This window comes from Bacillus sp. DNRA2, assembly GCF_012843265.1.
Taxonomy (GTDB): Bacteria; Bacillota; Bacilli; order Bacillales; family Cytobacillaceae; genus Bacillus_BU.
The window spans coordinates 1-20,665 of the sequence record NZ_JABAIT010000038.1; the positions used below are offsets into that span (position 1 = coordinate 1).

The 20,665-nt window shown below is 35.6% G+C and carries 12 protein-coding genes; all 12 read left to right on the forward strand.

Translation table 11 applies throughout. The annotated features are described in order from the left end of the window. The first annotated feature begins 107 nt into the window (after positions 1-107). On the forward strand, positions 108-725 hold the full coding sequence (locus HHO41_RS20505; RefSeq protein ID WP_169102192.1) for a helix-turn-helix transcriptional regulator: 618 nt from the start codon (positions 108-110) through the stop codon (positions 723-725). A gap of 147 nt (positions 726-872) precedes the next feature. Further along, a complete protein-coding gene (locus HHO41_RS20510; RefSeq protein ID WP_169102194.1) occupies positions 873-1,487 on the forward strand; it encodes a hypothetical protein in 615 nt (204 codons plus the stop codon). 96 nt (positions 1,488-1,583) lie between these two features. Further along, a complete protein-coding gene (locus HHO41_RS20515; protein ID WP_169102196.1) occupies positions 1,584-2,330 on the forward strand; it encodes an FxLYD domain-containing protein in 747 nt (248 codons plus the stop codon). 225 nt (positions 2,331-2,555) lie between these two features. Further along, positions 2,556-2,825 carry a hypothetical protein gene (locus HHO41_RS20520; RefSeq protein ID WP_169102198.1) on the forward strand — a complete coding sequence of 90 codons (270 nt, stop codon included), beginning with the start codon at positions 2,556-2,558 and terminating at the stop codon, positions 2,823-2,825. A 516-nt stretch (positions 2,826-3,341) separates the two neighbouring features. After that, a complete protein-coding gene (locus tag HHO41_RS20525; protein ID WP_169102200.1) occupies positions 3,342-5,015 on the forward strand; it encodes a hypothetical protein in 1,674 nt (557 codons plus the stop codon). A 4-nt stretch (positions 5,016-5,019) separates the two neighbouring features. Beyond that, on the forward strand, positions 5,020-8,016 hold the full coding sequence (locus HHO41_RS20530) for an ATP-binding protein (RefSeq protein WP_169102202.1): 2,997 nt from the start codon (positions 5,020-5,022) through the stop codon (positions 8,014-8,016). Next, positions 8,003-8,860: a hypothetical protein gene (locus HHO41_RS20535; RefSeq protein WP_169102204.1), complete on the forward strand. Its 858-nt coding sequence runs from the start codon at positions 8,003-8,005 to the stop codon at positions 8,858-8,860. Before HHO41_RS20530 ends, HHO41_RS20535 begins: the two co-directional genes overlap by 14 nt. A gap of 12 nt (positions 8,861-8,872) precedes the next feature. Continuing rightward, the gene (locus HHO41_RS20540; RefSeq protein WP_169102206.1) at positions 8,873-9,295 is read left to right on the forward strand and encodes an SMI1/KNR4 family protein; all 423 of its coding nucleotides are present in this window, start codon (positions 8,873-8,875) and stop codon (positions 9,293-9,295) included. A 787-nt stretch (positions 9,296-10,082) separates the two neighbouring features. After that, positions 10,083-12,683 (forward strand): AAA domain-containing protein, encoded by a 2,601-nt coding sequence (locus tag HHO41_RS20545; protein ID WP_169102208.1) that lies wholly within the window; start codon positions 10,083-10,085, stop codon positions 12,681-12,683. Positions 12,684-13,017: 334 nt separating this feature from the next. Beyond that, positions 13,018-13,998 (forward strand): restriction endonuclease, encoded by a 981-nt coding sequence (locus HHO41_RS20550; RefSeq protein ID WP_169102210.1) that lies wholly within the window; start codon positions 13,018-13,020, stop codon positions 13,996-13,998. A gap of 179 nt (positions 13,999-14,177) precedes the next feature. After that, a complete protein-coding gene (locus tag HHO41_RS20555; protein WP_169102212.1) occupies positions 14,178-15,620 on the forward strand; it encodes a DUF262 domain-containing protein in 1,443 nt (480 codons plus the stop codon). Positions 15,621-15,857: 237 nt separating this feature from the next. Further along, positions 15,858-20,432 (forward strand): AAA domain-containing protein, encoded by a 4,575-nt coding sequence (locus tag HHO41_RS20560; protein WP_169102214.1) that lies wholly within the window; start codon positions 15,858-15,860, stop codon positions 20,430-20,432. Positions 20,433-20,665: the final 233 nt, after the last annotated feature.

Consider the following 20,665-nt stretch of genomic DNA (forward strand, 5'->3'; position numbering starts at 1 on the left):
TTTTTGTTGTGGCATAAGAAAGCACCTCCTTTAATTGATACGTGTATCGTACCAGGAGATGCTGCTTGTTTATATGCGTAGTTTGAATTCGGGCTTACGCAAAACAATTGGAAAATGCAATCATCCTCCCTGAAAACTCAAAAAGCGAAAACCAGCAAATTAAATACTCGATTCATCAGCTCCATACTAGCATCTTGAACTCGCATGTCATCCAATTTCAGTATGGCAGTTATGATATAGACAAACAATTCATGTTAAGAAAAGACGGTGCCTACTATTCTGTTAAACCCTTTGCGCTAGTTTGGCACAATGATTATTATTACCTGATTGGTGAATACATACCAAAGGAAGAAATTCGGCACTATCGTATCGATCGAATGCGAAATGTAACTTCTAATGAAGAAACTTTTCTTCCCAATCGCGATTTTAATCCTGCGAAATACACAGAAAAATTATTTCACATGTTTTCTGGTGAAGAGTATCTCGTTGAAATCGAATTTGATGCTAGTCTCATTAATGTGGTCATCGATAGATTTGGCCGGGGAGTGAACATCCGCAAGATCGGCGAAAATTCATTTCGGATATCGACACAAGCCATCATCAGCGATGGATTAGTAGGATGGCTGATGACATGGGGCAGCGATGCAAAAGTGTTAACTCCACCAATCCTTGTTGAGAGAATGAAAACAGAAGCGGAAAAATTATATAAAAAATATCAAGAGTAATTCATCCATTTATCCTTCGTCATTTGGCGGAGGTTTTTTTGTGTGAAAGGACCCCTTCCTAAAATCAGGAAAGGGTATGTGGAAAAACTCTGTAAAATGGAACCTGTAATGATACTGAATAAAACTATTGATAGGGGGTTCTGTTAAGTGAAAAAATTATTATTGATTTTCTTAGCTTTCGGTTTAGTTTTATTAACCGCCTGTTCTTCAGCAAATGAGGCAAATACAGATAAAAAGAGTGATAAGGGTAAAAATGTAGAAAAAAGTGAAGCGATCGAAGTTGACAAAGGCCTACTGAATGTTGAGGTTACTCTGCCGGCATCCATGTTTGAAGATGAAGATGTTGACAGCGCTATTGCCAAAGCGGAAGCAAACGGAATTAAGGTAACAAAGTATAATGATGGTTCGGTCACATATAAAATGTCAAAATCCCGGCACAAGGAAATGATCAAGGACCTCGAGAAGGAATTAATTAAAAGCATCGATGAGATGAAAAATGATGCGGAACTAGCTTCGATTCAGGATATCACACACAATCAATCTTTTTCCGAGTTAACATTAATCGTAGATAAAGTTGCCTATGAAAATAGCTTTGATGGTTTTGCGGTCCTCGGTCTCGGATTTTCTGGGATGTATTATCAACTCTTTAATGGAATCGATGTGGATCACTTAAAGGTTACTATTTTCGTAAAAGATGGAGCAACTGGTGAGGTATTTGATGAAATTGTGTACCCAGATGCACTAGAAGATAAAGCGGAATAATGGGTTATTTTAACATAACAATGGTATTTTGCTGTTTCCTAAGTTGTCGTACCAATACCAATAATGGTAATAAATGATAGGGAGCTGACGAGCAATATGAAAAAGTATTTGTCTATTATTTTAGTACTTTCAATGTTCCTTTTTGTTGGGTGTTCAAATGAGTACGCCGGAACTTCTGTGGATAAAGAAACCACTAGCGAGTCCACAAATAAAGAATCAAAATCACAAAAAGAGGAAGCAAACTTGGAAATGATTGATCAAACGGGTGGGGCATGGGTCGATTCAATCGGTACGGTTTGGGTTCACTCTGCGGCAGTTTATAAGAACACAGGGAATGTCCCAATCGATATTGGAGAGACGCAAATGAACTATAAAGGACAAGACGGAACAGTCCTTGGCACGAGCACGATGGTGTATTCTGTCCCATCTATCATTAAGCCAGGCGAAACTGCCTTTATTGGAGAAAGTACAATTTTAGATGGCCAAACGGACCCGGCAATTTTTAAAGAAACAACCTATAATTTCGGCTTTGATAAAACTAATGATGATCCGATGATTCTTGAAACCTCAGTCGTACAAGGGATAAAAGGCGATGAATATTTGCCATACAAAGTAACTGGAATAGTGAAAAATATTACAAAAAATAAACAAGATGATATCCGCCTTGCAGCAGGTCTCTTTGACGAAAGCGGGAAACTGTTGGGGGTTTTAACTGGATCAGTGGATGTAGGTCTTAATCCTGGATCTGAAGCTGGATTTGAATTATCTTATCCCGAAATTCCAAAAGAAGCAGCAGATAGAATTGCAAAGGTTGAAGTTAAGGCTTATGGGTTTAGGTTTTAATAGAAATGGTTTAGATTTTACTGGGGAAACGTGAGGAGAATCTTGCGTTTCCCTGATCTTTTCCATGATATTTAAAAACACGAGTAAATGCCAGTTGAATTATTGATGGAATATTTCTAAATGTTGTTAAATTTATATATATCTTGCAACGATAATGATTAAATATTGGTAAAATTTAGATGAATATAAAAAATACGATGACAGATTTTCGAGGAGTTGAGCCTAATGGAAAATAATATTTTATTAGAACAGTTAGCCAAAATTCCAGAGATAAAATTAAATAAACATCCAAACAGTGATTGGATAAATGGAGAATGTATCACTCGTAAACCGCACCAATGGAGAAAAAACGTTGTTGGCGATATAAATCCAACTGGTAATTCATTTAAGTTATATAAAGATGGAAAATGGGCATCAAAAAATACAAGGGGAATAAAAACAGTTGAAGAAGCTATTGAATGGATTAAGGATGATATAAAAAGACTTAGTAAATAACAGAGAGATAAAAATGCAAGAATTACAAAGGGTGTCAGAACCTATAGAAAATATACATTACAGTTGATACAGTTGAAGTAGAAATAACAAATTTATGGTAGTCATATAATATTAATTTGCTCTGTTTGACATTCGGCTTGATAATCAAATTTCTGGGCTTTTCAATTCGTCGCCAAAATTCTTTCTTTTCTATTATATATATCCCTTTCAGAGAGTTATTCAAATTGATTTAACAGGATTTCTTTAAAGGGAAAAACTTAATTCTCTGCGCTCTTGTTATAGGTTTATTTCCCCATTGGGGAGCCAAGCTGTTTGGTATTAATAAAAAACTGATTTCTATTGTTCAATAATTGGTTGATTTTCACAAAAAATTTAGAAGTATAATTATTGGTAATTAAATGGTCTTTGAATGGAGAGCTTGAATTGCTCATTTATGGGTTAAAAAATGTATAGATCAGATGTTATGATTTAGGTAATACGTCATTCCGTGAATAAACTTTGTCAGGAGAGAAAGTAATGGTCAAAGCAGAATTGAGCTATAACCCATATTTGCTTGAAACTAAAGTTAAATTTAATGGGCAAGAACCAAAAATAAATAGTCTTGTTGAGAAATTTCAAGAAGGGAAATTGCAAGCTTGGATTACAGTAATTCCTTCTGTTTTTAATAATGAGATGAATGGTTACGATTTTGATCTAGATTTTTCTGGGACAAAAGCAGATTTTGAGGAATTAGAACAAGCATTTTTAGATTCAGGAGTTAGCACCAAGTCCGAAACAAAAGCTAGCGGCGAAACAGTCCCTGCTGATGTGAGAATTTTCTTTAAGAATGAATTAGAAGATTCACGAACAAAAAGCAAAGAGATTGATGATTTATTAACTTGGCTGGACGCAACGCCAAATCGAAAATTTGATAATGCTAGGTTTAGATTAGAGAATACTGAATTATTCGATGAACCATTTTCATATTTGTTAATTCAAGCATCAAATATAGATACTTCTGTATTTGATGGCTTAGATCTTACTTTAGAAAATGCAAATACTGCAAATGAATTACCTAAAGATTTAACCAACACACCGATTCTTTTTAATATTGATGAAAACACCAGAGCAGAATTTCTAAATTTCTTAGAGATTGTTCAATCAAGAAACGACGTTAATGAAAAACAAATATTTTTCTTTATCCATCCCGATTTGAATAAGACGCAAATCGAACGAATAATTCAAGATAAAGGAATAGCACGCCCTCAAATTGTTTCTGCTGTGAATGATAAAATGGTAAGCGATTTCTTAGGTATTTACCCAATTTCAGACTATGTAGTGAAGTCTATAAAGGTCTTTAGGAAAGAGTTTGATTCACTTTCAAGTATTCTTGAAGTGGAAAATGAAGAGTCAAGAATTCAAAACGCCGATGTTCACAAACAAATTGATTCATTGGAGGAATCAATTCAAAAATTAAAGGATGTCAATGAACGCTTCATCCAAAGAGATAATTTGGAAATTCCATCATCGTTAACTGCGGCAAAAATTACACTTTACGATAAGATTCAAAACTGGCGTAAAAAGAAAAATAAATATAATAATGACGTAGATGCTACAAATGCAGCAAGAGAATACTCAGCGGATTTAACTAACTATTTTGAAACCTTAATCACTGAAGTGAATGCTATATTCAAATCAGAAAAGGATGAAATTTCCAGATCGTTTTCTACTTTATATTATTTTGCAGATACATACGATGGTTTTAAATCATCGGTAAAAAATGTTTTTGATTTCTCTAGGTATTATATTAATGATTTAACAAAGGAATTCTTATCTTTTAGGGAAGAACGAATGGTAGAACAAGAAGTAGCTTTGTTTGGTATTCCAATTAAATGGTTTGATAAACAAGAGGAACCAAGACCGTTAGTGCCTGAAATTACTTATTCGATTAGCAAGTGGCGTGAAAAAGCTTGTGAAATTACTATACCGATAGCAGAAGAAATGATAGATGCAGTTTCAGATGTATTGAAAATATTCTATGACGATGTTGCTAGAGAGTATCAAGAACACCTTGAAAAATTGATTACTAAAAAGACATCACAAAAAGAAGAGATATCGGATCGACTTTCTGATGAAGAACGTAAATTACAGAAAGATAATGATTGGTTGGCGAAATTTGACGATCAATTGAAAATAATTGAGAGAGGATAAGTTGATGAGAGATAATGAATTAATTCAAACACAAGGTGGAGAACTTGTTTACCAGAATTTATCTCTAGCAGAACAGCTAGATGTCAAGTTAGATATTATTGATGAAACGATTCGTCGAAGAGAACTTTCTCGTTTGACGGAGATGGAGATTGCCCCATTTGAGAATTTGGGATTGCCAGCGCTTGAAGAAGATTTCATTAATAATGTTCGTTTATATAAAATCACAGAGATGGTTTATCAAAAAGGTGAGCCAGTAACCGATAAATTTACAACAGTATTTAATACGCTTCAAACCTATAAATCATCAGTGTTCGTGGTGATTGACTCTAATGGTAAGCAAACGGATTTTTATCTAGGAGTTCGGTCTAATGGCGATAATCGTTCCACAGTAACATTAGGAGATACCTTAAAAAATACGCTTGTGGGGCATTTTCCTGGTGTGAAAATCGAAAATGAAGATCGTTCTAAAATTGCAGCATTATCGACTAGAATAGCTAAGCAACATAATGTAGCTTCAGTTAGTGTTGTCGGTAACAATAAAAATGATAAGGAACAAGGTAATGAACAGTTTGTCCAAGGGTTAGAAAAACTTGCTTTATCAATGCACGGTCGTCAGTTTACAGGGATAATTGTTGCTCAGAACTCATCTTCTGATGAAATTCAAAGGGTAAGAAAAAGCTATCAAAGACTTTATACGGAATTATCTCCATTACAAAAAGTACAGCTAAATGACAGTTTTTCAAATTCTGAGGCAAAGAGCAAATCATTCTCCGAGATGAATGGTAAACAAAAGGCGGCAATGATTGCTGGTACGACTTCGGGAGTCATTGGTGCAGCAATTGGTTACGCCATTTCCATTTCTAACCCAGTAGGAATGATGATTGGTGGTCAAATTGGTGGAACATTAGGTGGACTATTCCAATCACTTGCTCCAAATGCTCAAGTTAATGAATCATTGTCAAGTTCGATTACAAAAACGGCAGAGAATAAAGCAATCACGGATATGCTACAACTTATCGATAGTCAACTTAAAAGAACAAATGAGTTTGATAGTTATGGGATGTGGAATGTTGCGGGATACTTTATTTCTGATGATATGTCTGCTGCCGAGATTGCTGCAAGCAACTATCGCTCGTTAATGAACGGTGAAAACTCTGGTCGTGAAGTGTCTGCTATCAACTCTTGGCGCAGTACCTTTAATAACTTTGGTGACTTAACTCAATACTTGTCACGGTTTGTTCATCCACAGTTTGTATATGGTGGGAATGTGTTAACCAATGCAACAACAGCTGTTAGTGGTAAAGAACTTGGACTTCACTTGGGTCTGCCTCGAAATACAGTGCCCGGTATGCCAGTTATTGAACACGCTGAATTTGGTAAAGAGGTTAATTCATATCAATTGTTCCCGAAGAAATCTAGTGATAATCCAAAAGAACGCATCACGTTAGGTAAAGTGTTTGATCTAGGCCAAATCACTGACAAAACAGTTGAACTTGATAATAAGAGTTTGAATATGCATACCTTAATTACTGGATCAACTGGATCGGGTAAGAGTAACACTGTTTATCAATTGCTTAATGAATTACACCAAGACGAAATTCCATTCCTAGTTGTTGAACCAGCGAAAGGTGAATATAAGGATGTATTTGGAAATTGGGATGATGTAAATGTTTACTCAACAAATCCAAATATCGCACCATTGATTAACTTAAACCCATTCAAGTTTCCAGAATCAATTCACGTACTTGAACACGTAGATGGTTTAGTTGAAATATTCGGTGTATGTTGGCCAATGTATGATGCAATGCCAGCGTTTTTCAAAGACGCAATTTTGAAATCATATGAAGAAGTTGGTTGGGATTTGGGCTCTTCAACTTTTGAAGGTGATGAAGTCGAATTCCCTGACTTTGAAATTTTAGCGGAACAACTTGAAAAATTAATTGATGAAACTGACTATTCTGCTGAGGTCAAAGGAAACTACACAGGCGCCTTAACTACTCGAGTAAAGTCTCTTACAATTGGATTGAACAAGTTCATCTTTACAAATGAACAAACCCCATACGATAAACTTTTTGATGAGAATTGTATCTTAGATATTAGCCGTGTAAAATCTAGTGAAACTAAAGCACTCATCATGGGTCTAATGGTATATATTTTGAATGAATATAGGGTTGATCGGAAGTCAGAAAATAATGTTGGGCTTAAACACGTTACTGTACTTGAAGAAGCGCATAATCTTTTGAAGAACACATCAGCCAGTGGAGAATCTGATTTAATTGGTAAGTCAGTTGAAATGTTGACTAACACAATTGCAGAGATTCGTACTTATGGTGAAGGATTCATCATTGTTGACCAATCACCTTCATCAGTAGACATCGCTGCAATCAAAAATACGAATACCAAGCTTGTTTTGCGTACCCCTGAAGCAAACGACCGTGAAGCAGTAGGGCGCTCTATGGGATTAACGCCTGATCAAGTTAATGAAATTGCTAAATTACCCAGTGGCGTGGCTGTCGTTTATCAAAATGACTGGATCAGTCCGGTTCTGACGATGGTTGATAAAGCTAATGTCATAGAAAGCCCTTATATTAATAAGAATCCTAGTGTAATCAAACCGATTCGTGAGTCTCGAATGGAAATAATTAAAGCAATCATGGAACCGTGGTTGCCACATGACCAAATCAAACATGACGAACTAAATAGTGCATTGAATAGTTTAGAAGTTTCTCGTGTAAATAGAAAACTTTTAAGTATTATGATTGCAACATATACGAACCATAAAGGTCATATTATCTGGAATGAAAGCTCAATCCCTACGCTTCAAAATCTGTTATTCGACATTCTTTCATTGTCCAAAACAACATTCGATGGATTTGTTGAATCAGGCAATCCAGATACGTTGAGAGCTTTCGTTCAAAAGAAAACTAGAGGACTTATGAAAGAACAAATTGATGAAATTTGTAGTGTGTTAACGATGGAGGGAGCGAATGATGGAATTTGAATTGGGCAAAACTCTTGACGCTGTAGGGGATGGTATTAAAAATGGTGGAGAAGTAGCACAAAAATCTATGGGAAATTTCCATAAGAATTATGTGTCTACAATTACTCCTAAGGATGGAAAGTTCGGAGATGCAACGAAGTTTGTGGCAGAAATGGTTCCTGGTGTTTCCGAATACAATGCAGTCCGCGAAGGAGATTGGAAAGCTTTTGCTATAGCGGGTGGTATTGATGTTGCAATGATAGGTGTAACTGTTGCGACTGGTGGCTTAGCAACTGGCGCAGCTATTGGCGTGAAGGCAGGAACAGAAGTTGGAAAAACTGCGGTGAATACGGTTATAAGAGAAGGCGCTAAAGAAGTAGCTGAAAATACTGTTAAAGAAACTGGTGAGTTAGTAGTTAAGAAGAAAACAATTGAAGTCGGACAAGCTATTGATAAAGCTCCATTCCCAGAATACTTGAAGGAGATTGAAAAAATCACGGATCGAGTTATTCCAAAGAACCAGATGGATTTAATTGACAAGACTATTAAGGATAATGATTATTTCAAACTTTCCCCAAAAGAAACAGCAGAACATCGCAAGGAATTTAACAAAGTTAGGAATAAAATTATTGGTGATTGGGAGATAAATACTGGAGATAAGTGGCCAACTTATAAAAAGGATGTGTTGGATGACGAAGGAATTGTTCTTAAGAAAGCAGGACAGCCATTTGATGCACACCATGTGATTGAAAATTCAGTTAAGGGTCCACATGAATGGTGGAATATTTTTCCTGTACGCTTTCCAAATGAACATCAAGGCGGAATCCATGCAGCTGAATCACTAGCAAATAAAATATTCGGGTAGGTGAGAATTGAAATGTTTGAAAATATTCAAAAAAATAAAAACAATACTTTTTATTCAGTGTCGGTTGAAAAACTGAAAGAGCAAGAAGATAAAATAGGTATCATTTTTCCGGAATTTTTACGTAAATTCTTATTGGAAATAGGATATGGTTTCTTGGAGACTAAAAACGGCAATATTAATCGTATTATGGATCCTAAAAGCATTGCTGAGTTCAGAAATAAAGACGGTCAATTTTCCACCAGTCAGGATATAGAAATATACAACGAGTTTGACAGTGATAAACTCGTGTTCTTTGAAAGTAATGAAACGGCATATTTTTCAATAGGTTTTTCAAAAGAAAATTACGGACAAATATATTATTACGATAAAAAGATTGCCAATAATCTTCAAGAGTTTTTATTAAATTATTCTAAGGATGAAAGATACTTTGAATAGCTAGATATCAAAGTATGATGATTGCAAGTTTTTAAGTTGACCATAATTTACAATTTCGCATAACTCAACCTTGGGTAAAAATAGGATAACTTAATCTTCGATTTTAATTTAAGGAAACGTATCGCTAACTAGTATAAAGCATAAGTTATGACGCATGAGGAGTGCTGTGTGTTGCTAAAATTACGTTAAATAATAGCAGATGGTAACGAAGAATCTATAAAAGACCCTTGCTGAGCCGTCTGCTTTTATTTCTATTCGTTCAATTAGACGATGTAACAAATCTGGAGTAACAGTCGCTGAAGGCGCGTTTATGGAAGATTATAAGCCTAGATAAAAAAGGTGCAAACAAAAATTTTCGATGAAGTGTTTTACATAAGAAATAAGAAAGGGAACAACTAGCAATATCCTGCGAGTTGTTCCCTTTTTGGACGCAAAACTTCCGATTATCCGTTTTAAGAAGAACGAAATCGCTAATGCGATGGCTTAAAAGAGCCCAATCTCACAAAATTTCCAAAAAAATGTAAAAGCATTCTTTATATGGTATTGTTTAAACCCCAAACCAAACAAAACCTATTGAAGAGTGCAATGAATAAAGACACGGAAATGTGACAAGCCTGACAAATTTTAGGGACACTTAAGACAAAAATCAGGAACACTGATCAAAAACCGTCCCAGCGTTTTACATTTGTTTCTAACAACGAATCTGCTGGATTTACCACTCCAACGCTGCGGGTGTATCTATTAAAATAATAATATAAAATATTTCCTAACAAGGAGAGTCAGCCCCATGGCTAATATTCAAGAAGTCATTCTGCAATGGAAAAAGGCCTTATTTATTGAAGTCAATCATTTAAAAACACAAGGTGGAACGCGTTTTACTATCTCTGACGGAAAATGTCTTCGAAAGACCGATAAAGGTGCAACCTATTGGTTTATGTTGGCATCTGACGTATTTTTACCTGATAGCACGCCCATTCGAGTAGAGTACAAAGACCAAAAATACTTCGGACAAATTATTTCTGTAGAAGGTTTTGATATCATACTAGAACTCGATACATTTTTTGGCGAGAACATCGAGGAGGCCACCTTATTTAGTGAACCTTGGGAGCTTCTTGTATCTTTATCCAAACGGCTGGATACAGTTCTAAATCATCCAATTAAGGAAAAGCGAGTAACCCGATTACTATCAGGTAAATCACCTGTAAAACATCCAATTGAAAAAATTAAAACGAGTGTTGAAGAGGTAACTTTAAGAGCGAAATATAATCATACCACATATATTTGGGGACCTCCTGGTACGGGGAAAACCTATACACTGTCTAGAATGATTGGCAAACATTATTCAACCGGTAAAAAAATACTAGTCATGGCACATAGTAATGCAGCGGTTGATGTATTGATGTTGGAAATTGCCCAATATATCCAAGATGCAAAACATAAATGGAAATCAGGTGAAATCTTAAGATATGGCTTTAGCTCTGATCCAAAAGTGAGACAACACAAAGATTTGCTAGCAAGTAAGTTAGTAGAACAGAGAAATCCTGAAATACATCAAAAAATAAAAAATTTACAAGTAGATAGAGCAACTTTAAAGAAAGCCAATTACTTAAAACCAAAAGAAAAAGAATTCCTCGCAAAGGTCGAAGATGAACTAAAGGCGCTTCGGGCAGAAATCAAAAGTCAAGAAGCTAGTTTTGTAAACCAAGCTTCTGTGTTGGGGGTTACCCTATCAAAGGCTGCCATGGATGCTCTAATCTATGAAAGTGAATTTGATTTGGTTGTTGTGGATGAGGTGAGTATGGCTTATATCCCTCAAGTTGCTTTTGCAGCTTCCTTGGGAAAAAGAATTGTCGTGTGTGGCGACTTTAAACAGCTCCCACCGATAGCTATGGCAGACTCATTGCTTGTTGAAATGTGGCTAAGAAGAGACATCTTCTATGGTGCAAAAATCGCTAAAATCGTTGATCGAGGTCAAGAACATCCAAACCTGTTTATGCTGAAAGAACAACGAAGAATGCATCCCGAAATATCCAGTTTCACGAATTCATTCATATACAAAAATAAAGTATTTGATCATGCTACCGTAGAAGGTTCAAGACAACCTATTGCAAATAAGAAACCATTTCCGAATGAATCGGCTACTCTAGTAGATCTTTCGAAAATGGGGGCATATTGTTTAAAAGAACGAGCAACCGATTCTCGTTTTAATCTGATATCTGCATTAATTTCGATGCAATTTATCCTTTCAGGAAAGGCAAATGGAATAGATTCAATAGGGTTTATTGCTCCATATCGGGCTCAAGCCAGATTAATAGCTGCTGGTATCCAAGATTTGATTCCTGAGAACACTAATGATAGCAGTGAAAAGAAAATTACTGCCGCAACTGTTCATAAATTCCAGGGGTCAGAAAGAGATATGATTATTTTTGATAATGTGGATAGCTATCCACAGCAAAAACCAGGAGTTTTATTAACAGACGCTACAAGTGACCGTTTAATCAACGTGGCTGTTACTCGTGCTAGAGGCAAATTAATCAATATAGTCGATCGCAAATATATGGAATCAAGAGTTTCTAAATCAAAGGCCACTCGTGCACTTGCAGAACATTTATTTAACAATAATGAATTCTATACTCGTTTTGAACTGCCTCCAATATTAAAAGAAACATATCATCCAAAGTTGAAGTGGTTTGGTGAGAATGAAAATACAATTCTACTGAAAGATATTTCAAAGTCAAAGCAGATTATAATATCAGCACCGTATCCTTCAAAAATAGAAAAATCAATTTGGTTGGAACTACAGAAGATAGAAATGAAGGCATCCATCACATTGGTAACTAGACGGATAGAAGGTATCCCACTTAAAAAGTATGTACACATCCCTTCGGACGAGGTGCTGCCTTTTATCATTATAGACGGAGAAATTTTGTGGGCTGGAACACCAATAATGAACAATAACAATTACGATTCATCACCTGAACCGCCATTTATTAAGTGTCGTCTCGAATCGAAACGTGTTGTTAAATTATTGAACAGCTATCTGAATTTACAAACAGCCAAATTCTCACAAGAAGAAGTAAAACAAAAGTTGGTCAGCTATCGTCCATCCTTCACATTAAAACAATATATCACTTCATGGGACCAATGCCCCACATGTAAAAGTATTAGAAAGTCAGAACTGGGGCCGAATGGAAAGATAACACTAATCTGCAACCATTGTGGGAATAAAGGTGCCTTAAGCAGAAAACTACTTTATAAATTCATTGACCATATTAATCTAAAATGCCGAACATGCAACAAACCATTAGGCGTATCAGGAAGTGGCAAAAACCTAGCTGTTAATTGTAATGAATGTGGGGAAAAGGTGGATGTTAATTCCTTATGGTGAGGTAATGATGGGTTCTCTGTTTGCTTTTCATAATTGAACTATAATTGTATTCGCTCGCGAATATAGAAAAAGAGGCGAAAACCTATACAGGCTTACGCCTTTTTTCCCATATAAAACTATGATACCCCCTTTTAACAGTAAGACTCCGGGTGGATATAAATAGTTAGAGGAACAATAATATCAACAATTGGTAATAAAGAGGTGATAGGTAAAAATTACAATATTCCTCGGGCAGGACAAAACAGGTTTAAGGTTTAAATAAAAAAAATATATATTGAATATCAATTTTGGTAGATTATATTAACAAAAATTACATAGAATGGGGTTGCAGAACATGAGTAAATGGTGGATGATTCGTGCTGGAGACGATAATGAGCTTATTCCAATATGGATTGATAAAAGAATTGCATCAATTGGTTGGGAAAGATTTGGGAATCCAAAGGATTATCGTACAAAAGTTGAGTTTTTAAACAAAGTAAAGCAGGAATTTACAGAAAGTAATCCCCAGTCAATTAATAGTTGGGTAAGTCAAGTTTGGCGCTTTAGCCATGAGATTGAAAATGGGGATAAGGTTATTACCTATTCTAAAGAAAAAAGGGAGTATTTAATTGGAACCGTTACTTCATCACATAAATTTAATAAGTTAATCGGGCATCCGGATTATCCTAATGTAATAAGTGTCGATTGGTATGAAAGGACAATAGAAAGAGATAAACTTTCTCAATCTGCAAAAAATAGTTTAGGTTCAACACTTACGGTTTTCCGTGTGGACGATTGGGGAAATGAGTTAGAAAAATTACTACATAATCCTCAATCCATTACAGTTGTAGATGAGGAAGAAGAACAAAATGAAATAGTTGAGGATTTAATTGATAAGGCAACAGTCTTAATTCAAGACAAGGTTGATAAACTAGATCCTTGGGAAATGCAAGAACTTATTGGAGGTTTGCTCGTTGCTATGGGGTACAATGTTCAAATTAGTCCCAAAGGACCTGATGGTGGAGTGGATATTCTAGCATTTAAAGATGCCTTTGGTTTTGAGAAACCCATTATTAAGGTCCAGGTTAAACACCGAAAAAATTCAGCGTCAGCACCAGAAATCCAACAACTGTTAGGAGCTAATCCCATTGACGCTAATGCATTATTTGTTTCTACTGGTGGCTTTACTTCACATGCAGAAGCTGTTGCGAAACACAATTCAGTAAGATTGGTAGACTTAGAAGAAATTGTGGAGTTAATTAATAATTGGTATGAGAAAATGCCAAATGATGTTAGATCTTTATTGCCACTGAAAAAAATGTATCTTCCGGAATAGTTAACTTAGAGTAAGGAATAGCTCTTCGGAAATACCGATAAATTTTAATTTCCTTATTAGAGTATCTTCAAAAACAATCAGTTCTGTTGGACTGTAAATTTGAAATAACACATTTTAATCAATCGGTTGTGGATTTAAAGGTGAAATAAAAGAAACTCAAAATGAAGGAGCCGGTATTCATGCATGAATTAGAGTCTTTAAAGAGTATATTTAAAGATAGAATTTTTAAAATTCCAGATTATCAGAGGGGTTATGCCTGGACAAATAAGCAGTTAAGGGATTTCTGGGAGGATGTTGTCAACCTACCGGTAGAAAAGTTTCATTATACTGGATTGCTTTCTCTAAAAGAAGTAGATAAAGAAAGTTGGAAAGACTGGCATGAGGAACGGTGGTTAATTGAAGATAGAGGTTTTAAACCATATCATATTGTTGACGGTCAACAGCGTTTAACTACTTTTGTTATTCTAATTCAAGAAATTGTTAATCTTTTTAAATCTATTCAGCCTGATAAAAAAGATGAAGAAATCTATATAGGCACATTTAGTTTAAAACAAATAAAAGAAGAGTACCTAATTGTACAAAAGCCTCCCCAGTTTATCATAAGCACATATAAATTCGGATATGAGACAGACAACCCGAGTTTTAAATTTTTAAGGCATCGAATTTTAGGGGAGAAGGATGGCGGAAGTATACAGGAAACCTTTTATACTCTAAATTTAGAAAATGCAAGGCGTTTCTTTGAAGAGAATTTATTAAACTATTATTCAGAGTACGGTATTGAAGAAATAGAGAAAATGTTTAAAAAAGTTACTCAAAACCTTATGTTTAATCTTCACGAAATTCATGATGACTTTGATGTGTTTGTTGCGTTTGAAACCATGAATAATCGTGGAAAGAAGCTATCTAATTTAGAATTGTTAAAGAATCGTCTCATTTACCTCACTACCCTTTATGATAATGGAGAGCTAAAAGCAGATGATCAGAAGGTGTTGAGGGAGAAAATAAATGACGCATGGAAAGAAGTGTATTATCAATTGGGAAGAAATAAACAAAAGCCCCTTTCTGATGACGACTTTCTTACTGCCCACTGGATCATGTATTTTCAATACACTCGACAAAAAGGGGACGATTATATTCGGTTCTTGCTTGATGAAAAATTCACCCCAAATAACGTGTATAACAAGGTTGTTGTCAAGGAAACTTCTCTCGTTCAAGTGGTGGAACAAAGAGATAATCCTCAAGACATGGTAGATGAAGTTGAAGATGAACAACTTCCGCTAATGAAGCAACAATCGAAATTATCTCCAAAGGAAATAGAGGAATATGTAGGAAGTCTTAAATCATCAGCTGAGCATTGGTACAATACATTTAATCCTTTTGGTGATAATCAGTTAACGTCAGAAGAAAAATTATGGATTGATCGTCTAAACCGAGTAGGGGTTGCTTATTTTAGACCACTTGTGACTGTTTCATTTATCTCCAAGGATGTAGACTCTACAGACAGAGTTCTATTATTTATGGAAAGGCGATGGAATATAAAATTTCCAGATGAGGAAAGCAAAGTAGACTTATTGTTTTTTGGGTTTTTGGCAGATAAGAAGAATAAAGGTGACGATAAGTAAATAATCCTATTTGAGTTGAATTGCTTTTGAGTGTAAGTAGGACTTTATTCACTTTTAAAGCAAGTGAATAAATTGGGAAATATTAGTGAGAAGTAGAACTGTCCAAGGTGCTATCTATGAGCCTTATTTGGTATTTATTCAAGATAGTATAATCCCCACCATACCTCTAATAATAACCAATATATGTTAATATATTAATAAAAGAACAATTGCTTATCTGAGGAGGGGAACGACACCATGTCTCAAGATCCCACAAAGGTTGCAAGGATATTTGAATATTTACTGGCAGTTAAGAATTTAAATGAAAAAATTATCCGAAATGTTAATGATTATGAGAATGTATGGTGGGAGAATGATCTCCCAAACATTGAAGGCTTTTACATTGGAGGTCAAGGAACCAATGAGGAAGCTTGGTATGAAGTCCATAAACAAGAAATACCGCTACCTCCCAAGCCACCTGCGGAGCTGAAAAAATGGGTAAGTAAATATGAGGATCCAAACAAACAGCCAACTAAATTGAATAGTATCGTCATAGTGGAAAATCAAGAGGGCGAAGACATCCTAGAAATGTTTGATGATGACATAAACCGTATATCGCTTTATAAAAGCTGGCTAGACAATTGGACAAGGTGGGCAAAAGAGGCATCTCAAAAAAGTAAAATTCAACAATTATATATGGAGTTCTTTGCCTTATACCAACAGTTTCAAAGAGAAGGAGAGGATTTGGAACTTGCATGTGGCCATGGCCTGCTGCAATGGGAAATTGGGGGCTATCAAATCACAAGGCATGTGTTGGTAACAAAGCTAGAATTAATCTTTGATGCAAAAAAAGGGAGATTCTTTCTCGTCCCCACTAGTAAGGGGACATGGTTGGAAACCGACATGCTGTTACATATTGATTTTCCTAATGCACAGCGATTAATGCAAATGGAAAATCAAGTTTCAGATTTTGAGTTCTCTCCATTAGAAATGGATCATTTAAAGCCATTCTTAAAAGAAGTAGTTCATACTATTAGTCCGGATGGAACGTATAAGACAGAAAAAATTGAGCGAATTCAAGGTTTGAGAGCGCCCATTATTACATATAGTTCTGCAATTTTCTTAAGAAGGATTGGCGGAAGACTGTGGCAACAAGAATTAACAAAGATAATTGAAAAAATTAAACAAGGCTTTCCTGTTCCAGAAACGATTGAAATTTTAACTACTACAAATGAGAAAACAGGTTCTAACTCTTCGTCGGAAAGGTCGAACGAAGTATGGAGATCAGTTGGCGAGGATTTATTATTTCCATTACCAACAAACAAGGAACAACAATTAATAGCCGAGAAACTAGCAACTAACAGCGGAGTTGTAATTCAGGGTCCACCAGGGACCGGAAAAAGTCATACGATTGCAAATTTAATTAGTCATCTTCTTGCACATGGAAAAAGAGTTCTTGTGACAAGTGAAAAAGAGCGAGCGCTAAAGGTATTGAAGGATAAAATACCTGAGGAAATTCGTGCGCTTTGTGTAAGTGTGCTTGGGGGAGATACGAATTCGGTTAAAGAAATCGAGTACTCTGTCCGAACAATTGCAGAAAACTTGGATTCTAGGCAGCCTGAAATCCTTCAAAAAAACATTGAGCGTCTACAGACTGAATTGAAAACAACAAAGAAAACCATAGCGCGGTACAATACATGGATTAATGAAGCGGCAGAACGGGAAAACATGGATGCGAAATTTGGTGAGTTAGTACTAACACCACTTACTGGGACGAAATGGTTGAACGCAAATATGGCTCATTCGTGGTTCCCGGATAACATTAAACCGAACACCAAATTTCCTCTAACTGAAAATCAACTAGCACGATTTTTTGAGCTAGTTGGCATCTTTTCAAAAGATGATTTACATTCCTTATCATTAGTCCCACCTATCAGCACAAATTTGCCAAAGCCTAGTACATTTTCTCAAAAAGTAGATGAAATACTTGATATTGAGGAAAAAATTCATAGAACAAAAGAGTTCATAGATGGTTGGCAAATTAATAAAGATATGAATTTGGATTTTCATCAATGGATCAATAAAACGAATAACACAATGGATAAACTCATTCAACTACAAGAACATTCATGGCTTAAAACAATATTGGATGATACCATGAAGGATCGGGATCAAACTCAATATTGGAATAACATCGTTCAGGAAGTAAATGAAGCACTACAGGATATTCAATCCCTTGAGAAAGAATTAATTGAACATACTTTTCAATATACATCAAGTAAAAGCTTACCAGAACTAAAGGAAGACCTATTAATTCTTAAAGAAAAGATTTCGAGCAATCCTAAAATTGGTTGGTTTTTTAAGAATGTTTCTGGTAGGAAATTCAATTATTTGCTTGAAGACATCAAAGTAAATGAGCTGCCAATCCGTAAATCGGCAGATGTCGTTCTTTTATTAAAAAACATCGATTTAGAGATGAAGAAACAAAAACTAGCATTAAAATGGAATCGTGTCCTTAGCGACATTGATGGTCCTGAAGTAGCTGAAAATCAAAAAAGATATGTGATTTATCTAAAAGAAAACAATTCATATCTGTCGGAAGTGGCAAATTGGGTAAAACGGGCAGAGAATGATTTTCAAGAGTTATTGGATGTAGTAGGGAAAACAGGTACTCCAATTTATCATGAAGTAGACTGGTTTAAAGAGCTATCCAATGGCTTAAAAGCATTAAAATATAAGAAGTTATGGGATGAATCACAGGAATTTTTTGATACCACAATTTCATTTTTAATCAATGGTAAGGACCATTCACTCGCACACCCTATTTGGAATGATTTTTTTATAGCTTTAAAACAACGTGATGTTACTAAATGGAAAAATTGCTTTAATGAATTAGTCCGTCTTGAGGGCTTAGAGGATGATTATAAACAATACGAAGAATTAAAAGATCTTCTTTACGGGGTTGTTCCAAAATGGACAATTGAAATAATGAATAAAGGTGGGGGTGGGAAACCGCTGTTCCCTCCAAACGATTTGTCACAAGCGTGGTTATGGAAGCAGATTGATTTTTGGTTAAAAGAAATGCGAGAAAAGCCAAAAATTGAACAACTAGAAGAGGAAAGAAAAAAAGAGCAATTAAAAGAACAAAGGATTATTAAGGATTTAGTTGCTGAGTCTACATGGAAGGAACAAATTTCTAGGACTACCACTAGTCAAAAAAGAAGTTTATTTGCCTGGCTCAAAGCAGTACAACGAATTGGCAAAGGTACTGGCAAATATGCAAACGTTTATCGAAAAGATGCTAGTCGTGAAATGGTTAATGCCAAAGGGGCTATTCCAGTGTGGATTATGCCTGTTCAGCGTGTCATTGAAAACTTCGAATTAGCTGAGGAGCTGTTTGATGTAATTATCGTCGATGAAAGTAGTCAAAGTAGTTTATTTGCTCTAACCACGTTATTAAGAGCAAAGAAGGCGATTATCGTTGGGGATGAAAATCAAATAAGTCCTGAAAGCGTTGGAACAGAGATAAGCGAAGTTCATGACTTGATAGACCGGTATCTTTATGATATTCCTAATGCTATGCAATTTGATATTCGTAACAGCCTATACGACACAGCTATCCGCGTATTTGAGAGCAAAATTGTCTTAAAAGAACATTATCGTTGCGTTCCGGAAATTATTCAGTTTAGTAATGATTTAATGTACGGAGGGAAAATTGACCCACTTCGTTTACCATTGGCTAAAGAGATGTTTGATCCCCCTGTATTTGCAGTTAGGGCGGAAGATGGTTATAGAACGGAAGGGACATCTAAAACCCTAAATGAACCAGAGGCTATTGCTATTGTTGATTACATCGCCGAATGTATTCAAGATCCCGAATATGATAATAAGAGTTTTGGTGTTATTTCATTACAAGGTCATGATCAAGCAAGAATGATTGAAAATTTATTGCGTGAACAGATAGGCGAGGAAGAAATGATTAATAGAAGATTAATCATAGGAGATGCTTATGCTTTTCAAGGTGATGAAAGAGACATTATCTTCCTTTCTATGGTAATTGCTCCTAATAAAGGCTTTATTGCGATGACGAAGCGTTCCGATTTACAAAGATTTAATGTTGCAGCGAGTCGCGCAAAGGACCAAATGATTTTATTTCACTCAGTTGACCTTAATCAGCTATCTCCGAATGATGTTCGCTATCAATTACTGCAATATTGTCAAAATCCGTTTAGGGTTCAAGAGGAATTTCAACGATACGAACATGAATTCGACTCGGATTTTGAACGCGATGTATTTTCCTTAATCTCATCAAGAGGTTACCGAGTTATCCCTCAAGTCAAGGTTGGAACGCTTGGAAAGCGGATTGATTTAGTAGTGGAAGGCATGAGGACACGATTGGCGGTCGAATGTGATGGAGACCGTTGGCATGGTTTAGATAAATGGGAAGAAGATATAGAACGTCAGCGGGTTCTTGAAAGAGTTGGTTGGACTTTCTGGAGAGTTAGAGGTAGTGCATTCTATGCTAATCAAGCAAAGGCAATGGAATCACTGTGGGTGAAACTTGATGAAATGGGTATTAAGCCGATTCCCCTTGAAATGGGAGAGACTGAATTAAGTAGAATAAAACCTGTGGAAAGAAAAGAGATGTTGAAAAAAGCAGGGGAAAGAATCATGGATGGACTTTCAAATGGACAGAAAATAACTACGGAGAGACAAAATGGGTCAAAACGACCTAAGCATGAACAAGTTAACCTGTTTTCTTTAAATTATAAAGGGTTTCATAAACAAGTGGATTTTGTTGATTTGCTGGAGGATGGAGAAGAAGGAGAATAGAAATCTTTAGGATTTTTTAATGCAATTTAATTAAAGTTAGATTCTAATTATTATGGAAAAAGTTTGGTGGTTTCGGAAACATCAATTTTCTGGATAAGATGATTAGTTGATTTAAAGCAGAGGAAATTTTCTCTGCTTTTTGTGCGACGGGCAGTCGCATGGAGTGTTGATCCAGTCAGCACTCTTCTTTTAATTATCTGACAGAGACGTCATTTCGATGAAACGACTGGTTG

What these genes read in the sequence shown, in the direction of transcription:
- HHO41_RS20555 (WP_169102212.1), top strand. Translation starts at nt 14,178, where the DNA reads ATGCATGAATTAGAGTCTTTAAAGAGTATATTTAAAGATAGAATTTTT.
- HHO41_RS20535 (WP_169102204.1), top strand. Translation starts at nt 8,003, where the DNA reads ATGATGGAATTTGAATTGGGCAAAACTCTTGACGCTGTAGGGGATGGT.
- HHO41_RS20540 (WP_169102206.1), top strand. Translation starts at nt 8,873, where the DNA reads ATGTTTGAAAATATTCAAAAAAATAAAAACAATACTTTTTATTCAGTG.
- HHO41_RS20525 (WP_169102200.1), top strand. Translation starts at nt 3,342, where the DNA reads ATGGTCAAAGCAGAATTGAGCTATAACCCATATTTGCTTGAAACTAAA.
- HHO41_RS20515 (WP_169102196.1), top strand. Translation starts at nt 1,584, where the DNA reads ATGAAAAAGTATTTGTCTATTATTTTAGTACTTTCAATGTTCCTTTTT.
- HHO41_RS20545 (WP_169102208.1), top strand. Translation starts at nt 10,083, where the DNA reads ATGGCTAATATTCAAGAAGTCATTCTGCAATGGAAAAAGGCCTTATTT.
- HHO41_RS20550 (WP_169102210.1), top strand. Translation starts at nt 13,018, where the DNA reads ATGAGTAAATGGTGGATGATTCGTGCTGGAGACGATAATGAGCTTATT.
- HHO41_RS20520 (WP_169102198.1), top strand. Translation starts at nt 2,556, where the DNA reads ATGGAAAATAATATTTTATTAGAACAGTTAGCCAAAATTCCAGAGATA.
- HHO41_RS20560 (WP_169102214.1), top strand. Translation starts at nt 15,858, where the DNA reads ATGTCTCAAGATCCCACAAAGGTTGCAAGGATATTTGAATATTTACTG.
- HHO41_RS20530 (WP_169102202.1), top strand. Translation starts at nt 5,020, where the DNA reads ATGAGAGATAATGAATTAATTCAAACACAAGGTGGAGAACTTGTTTAC.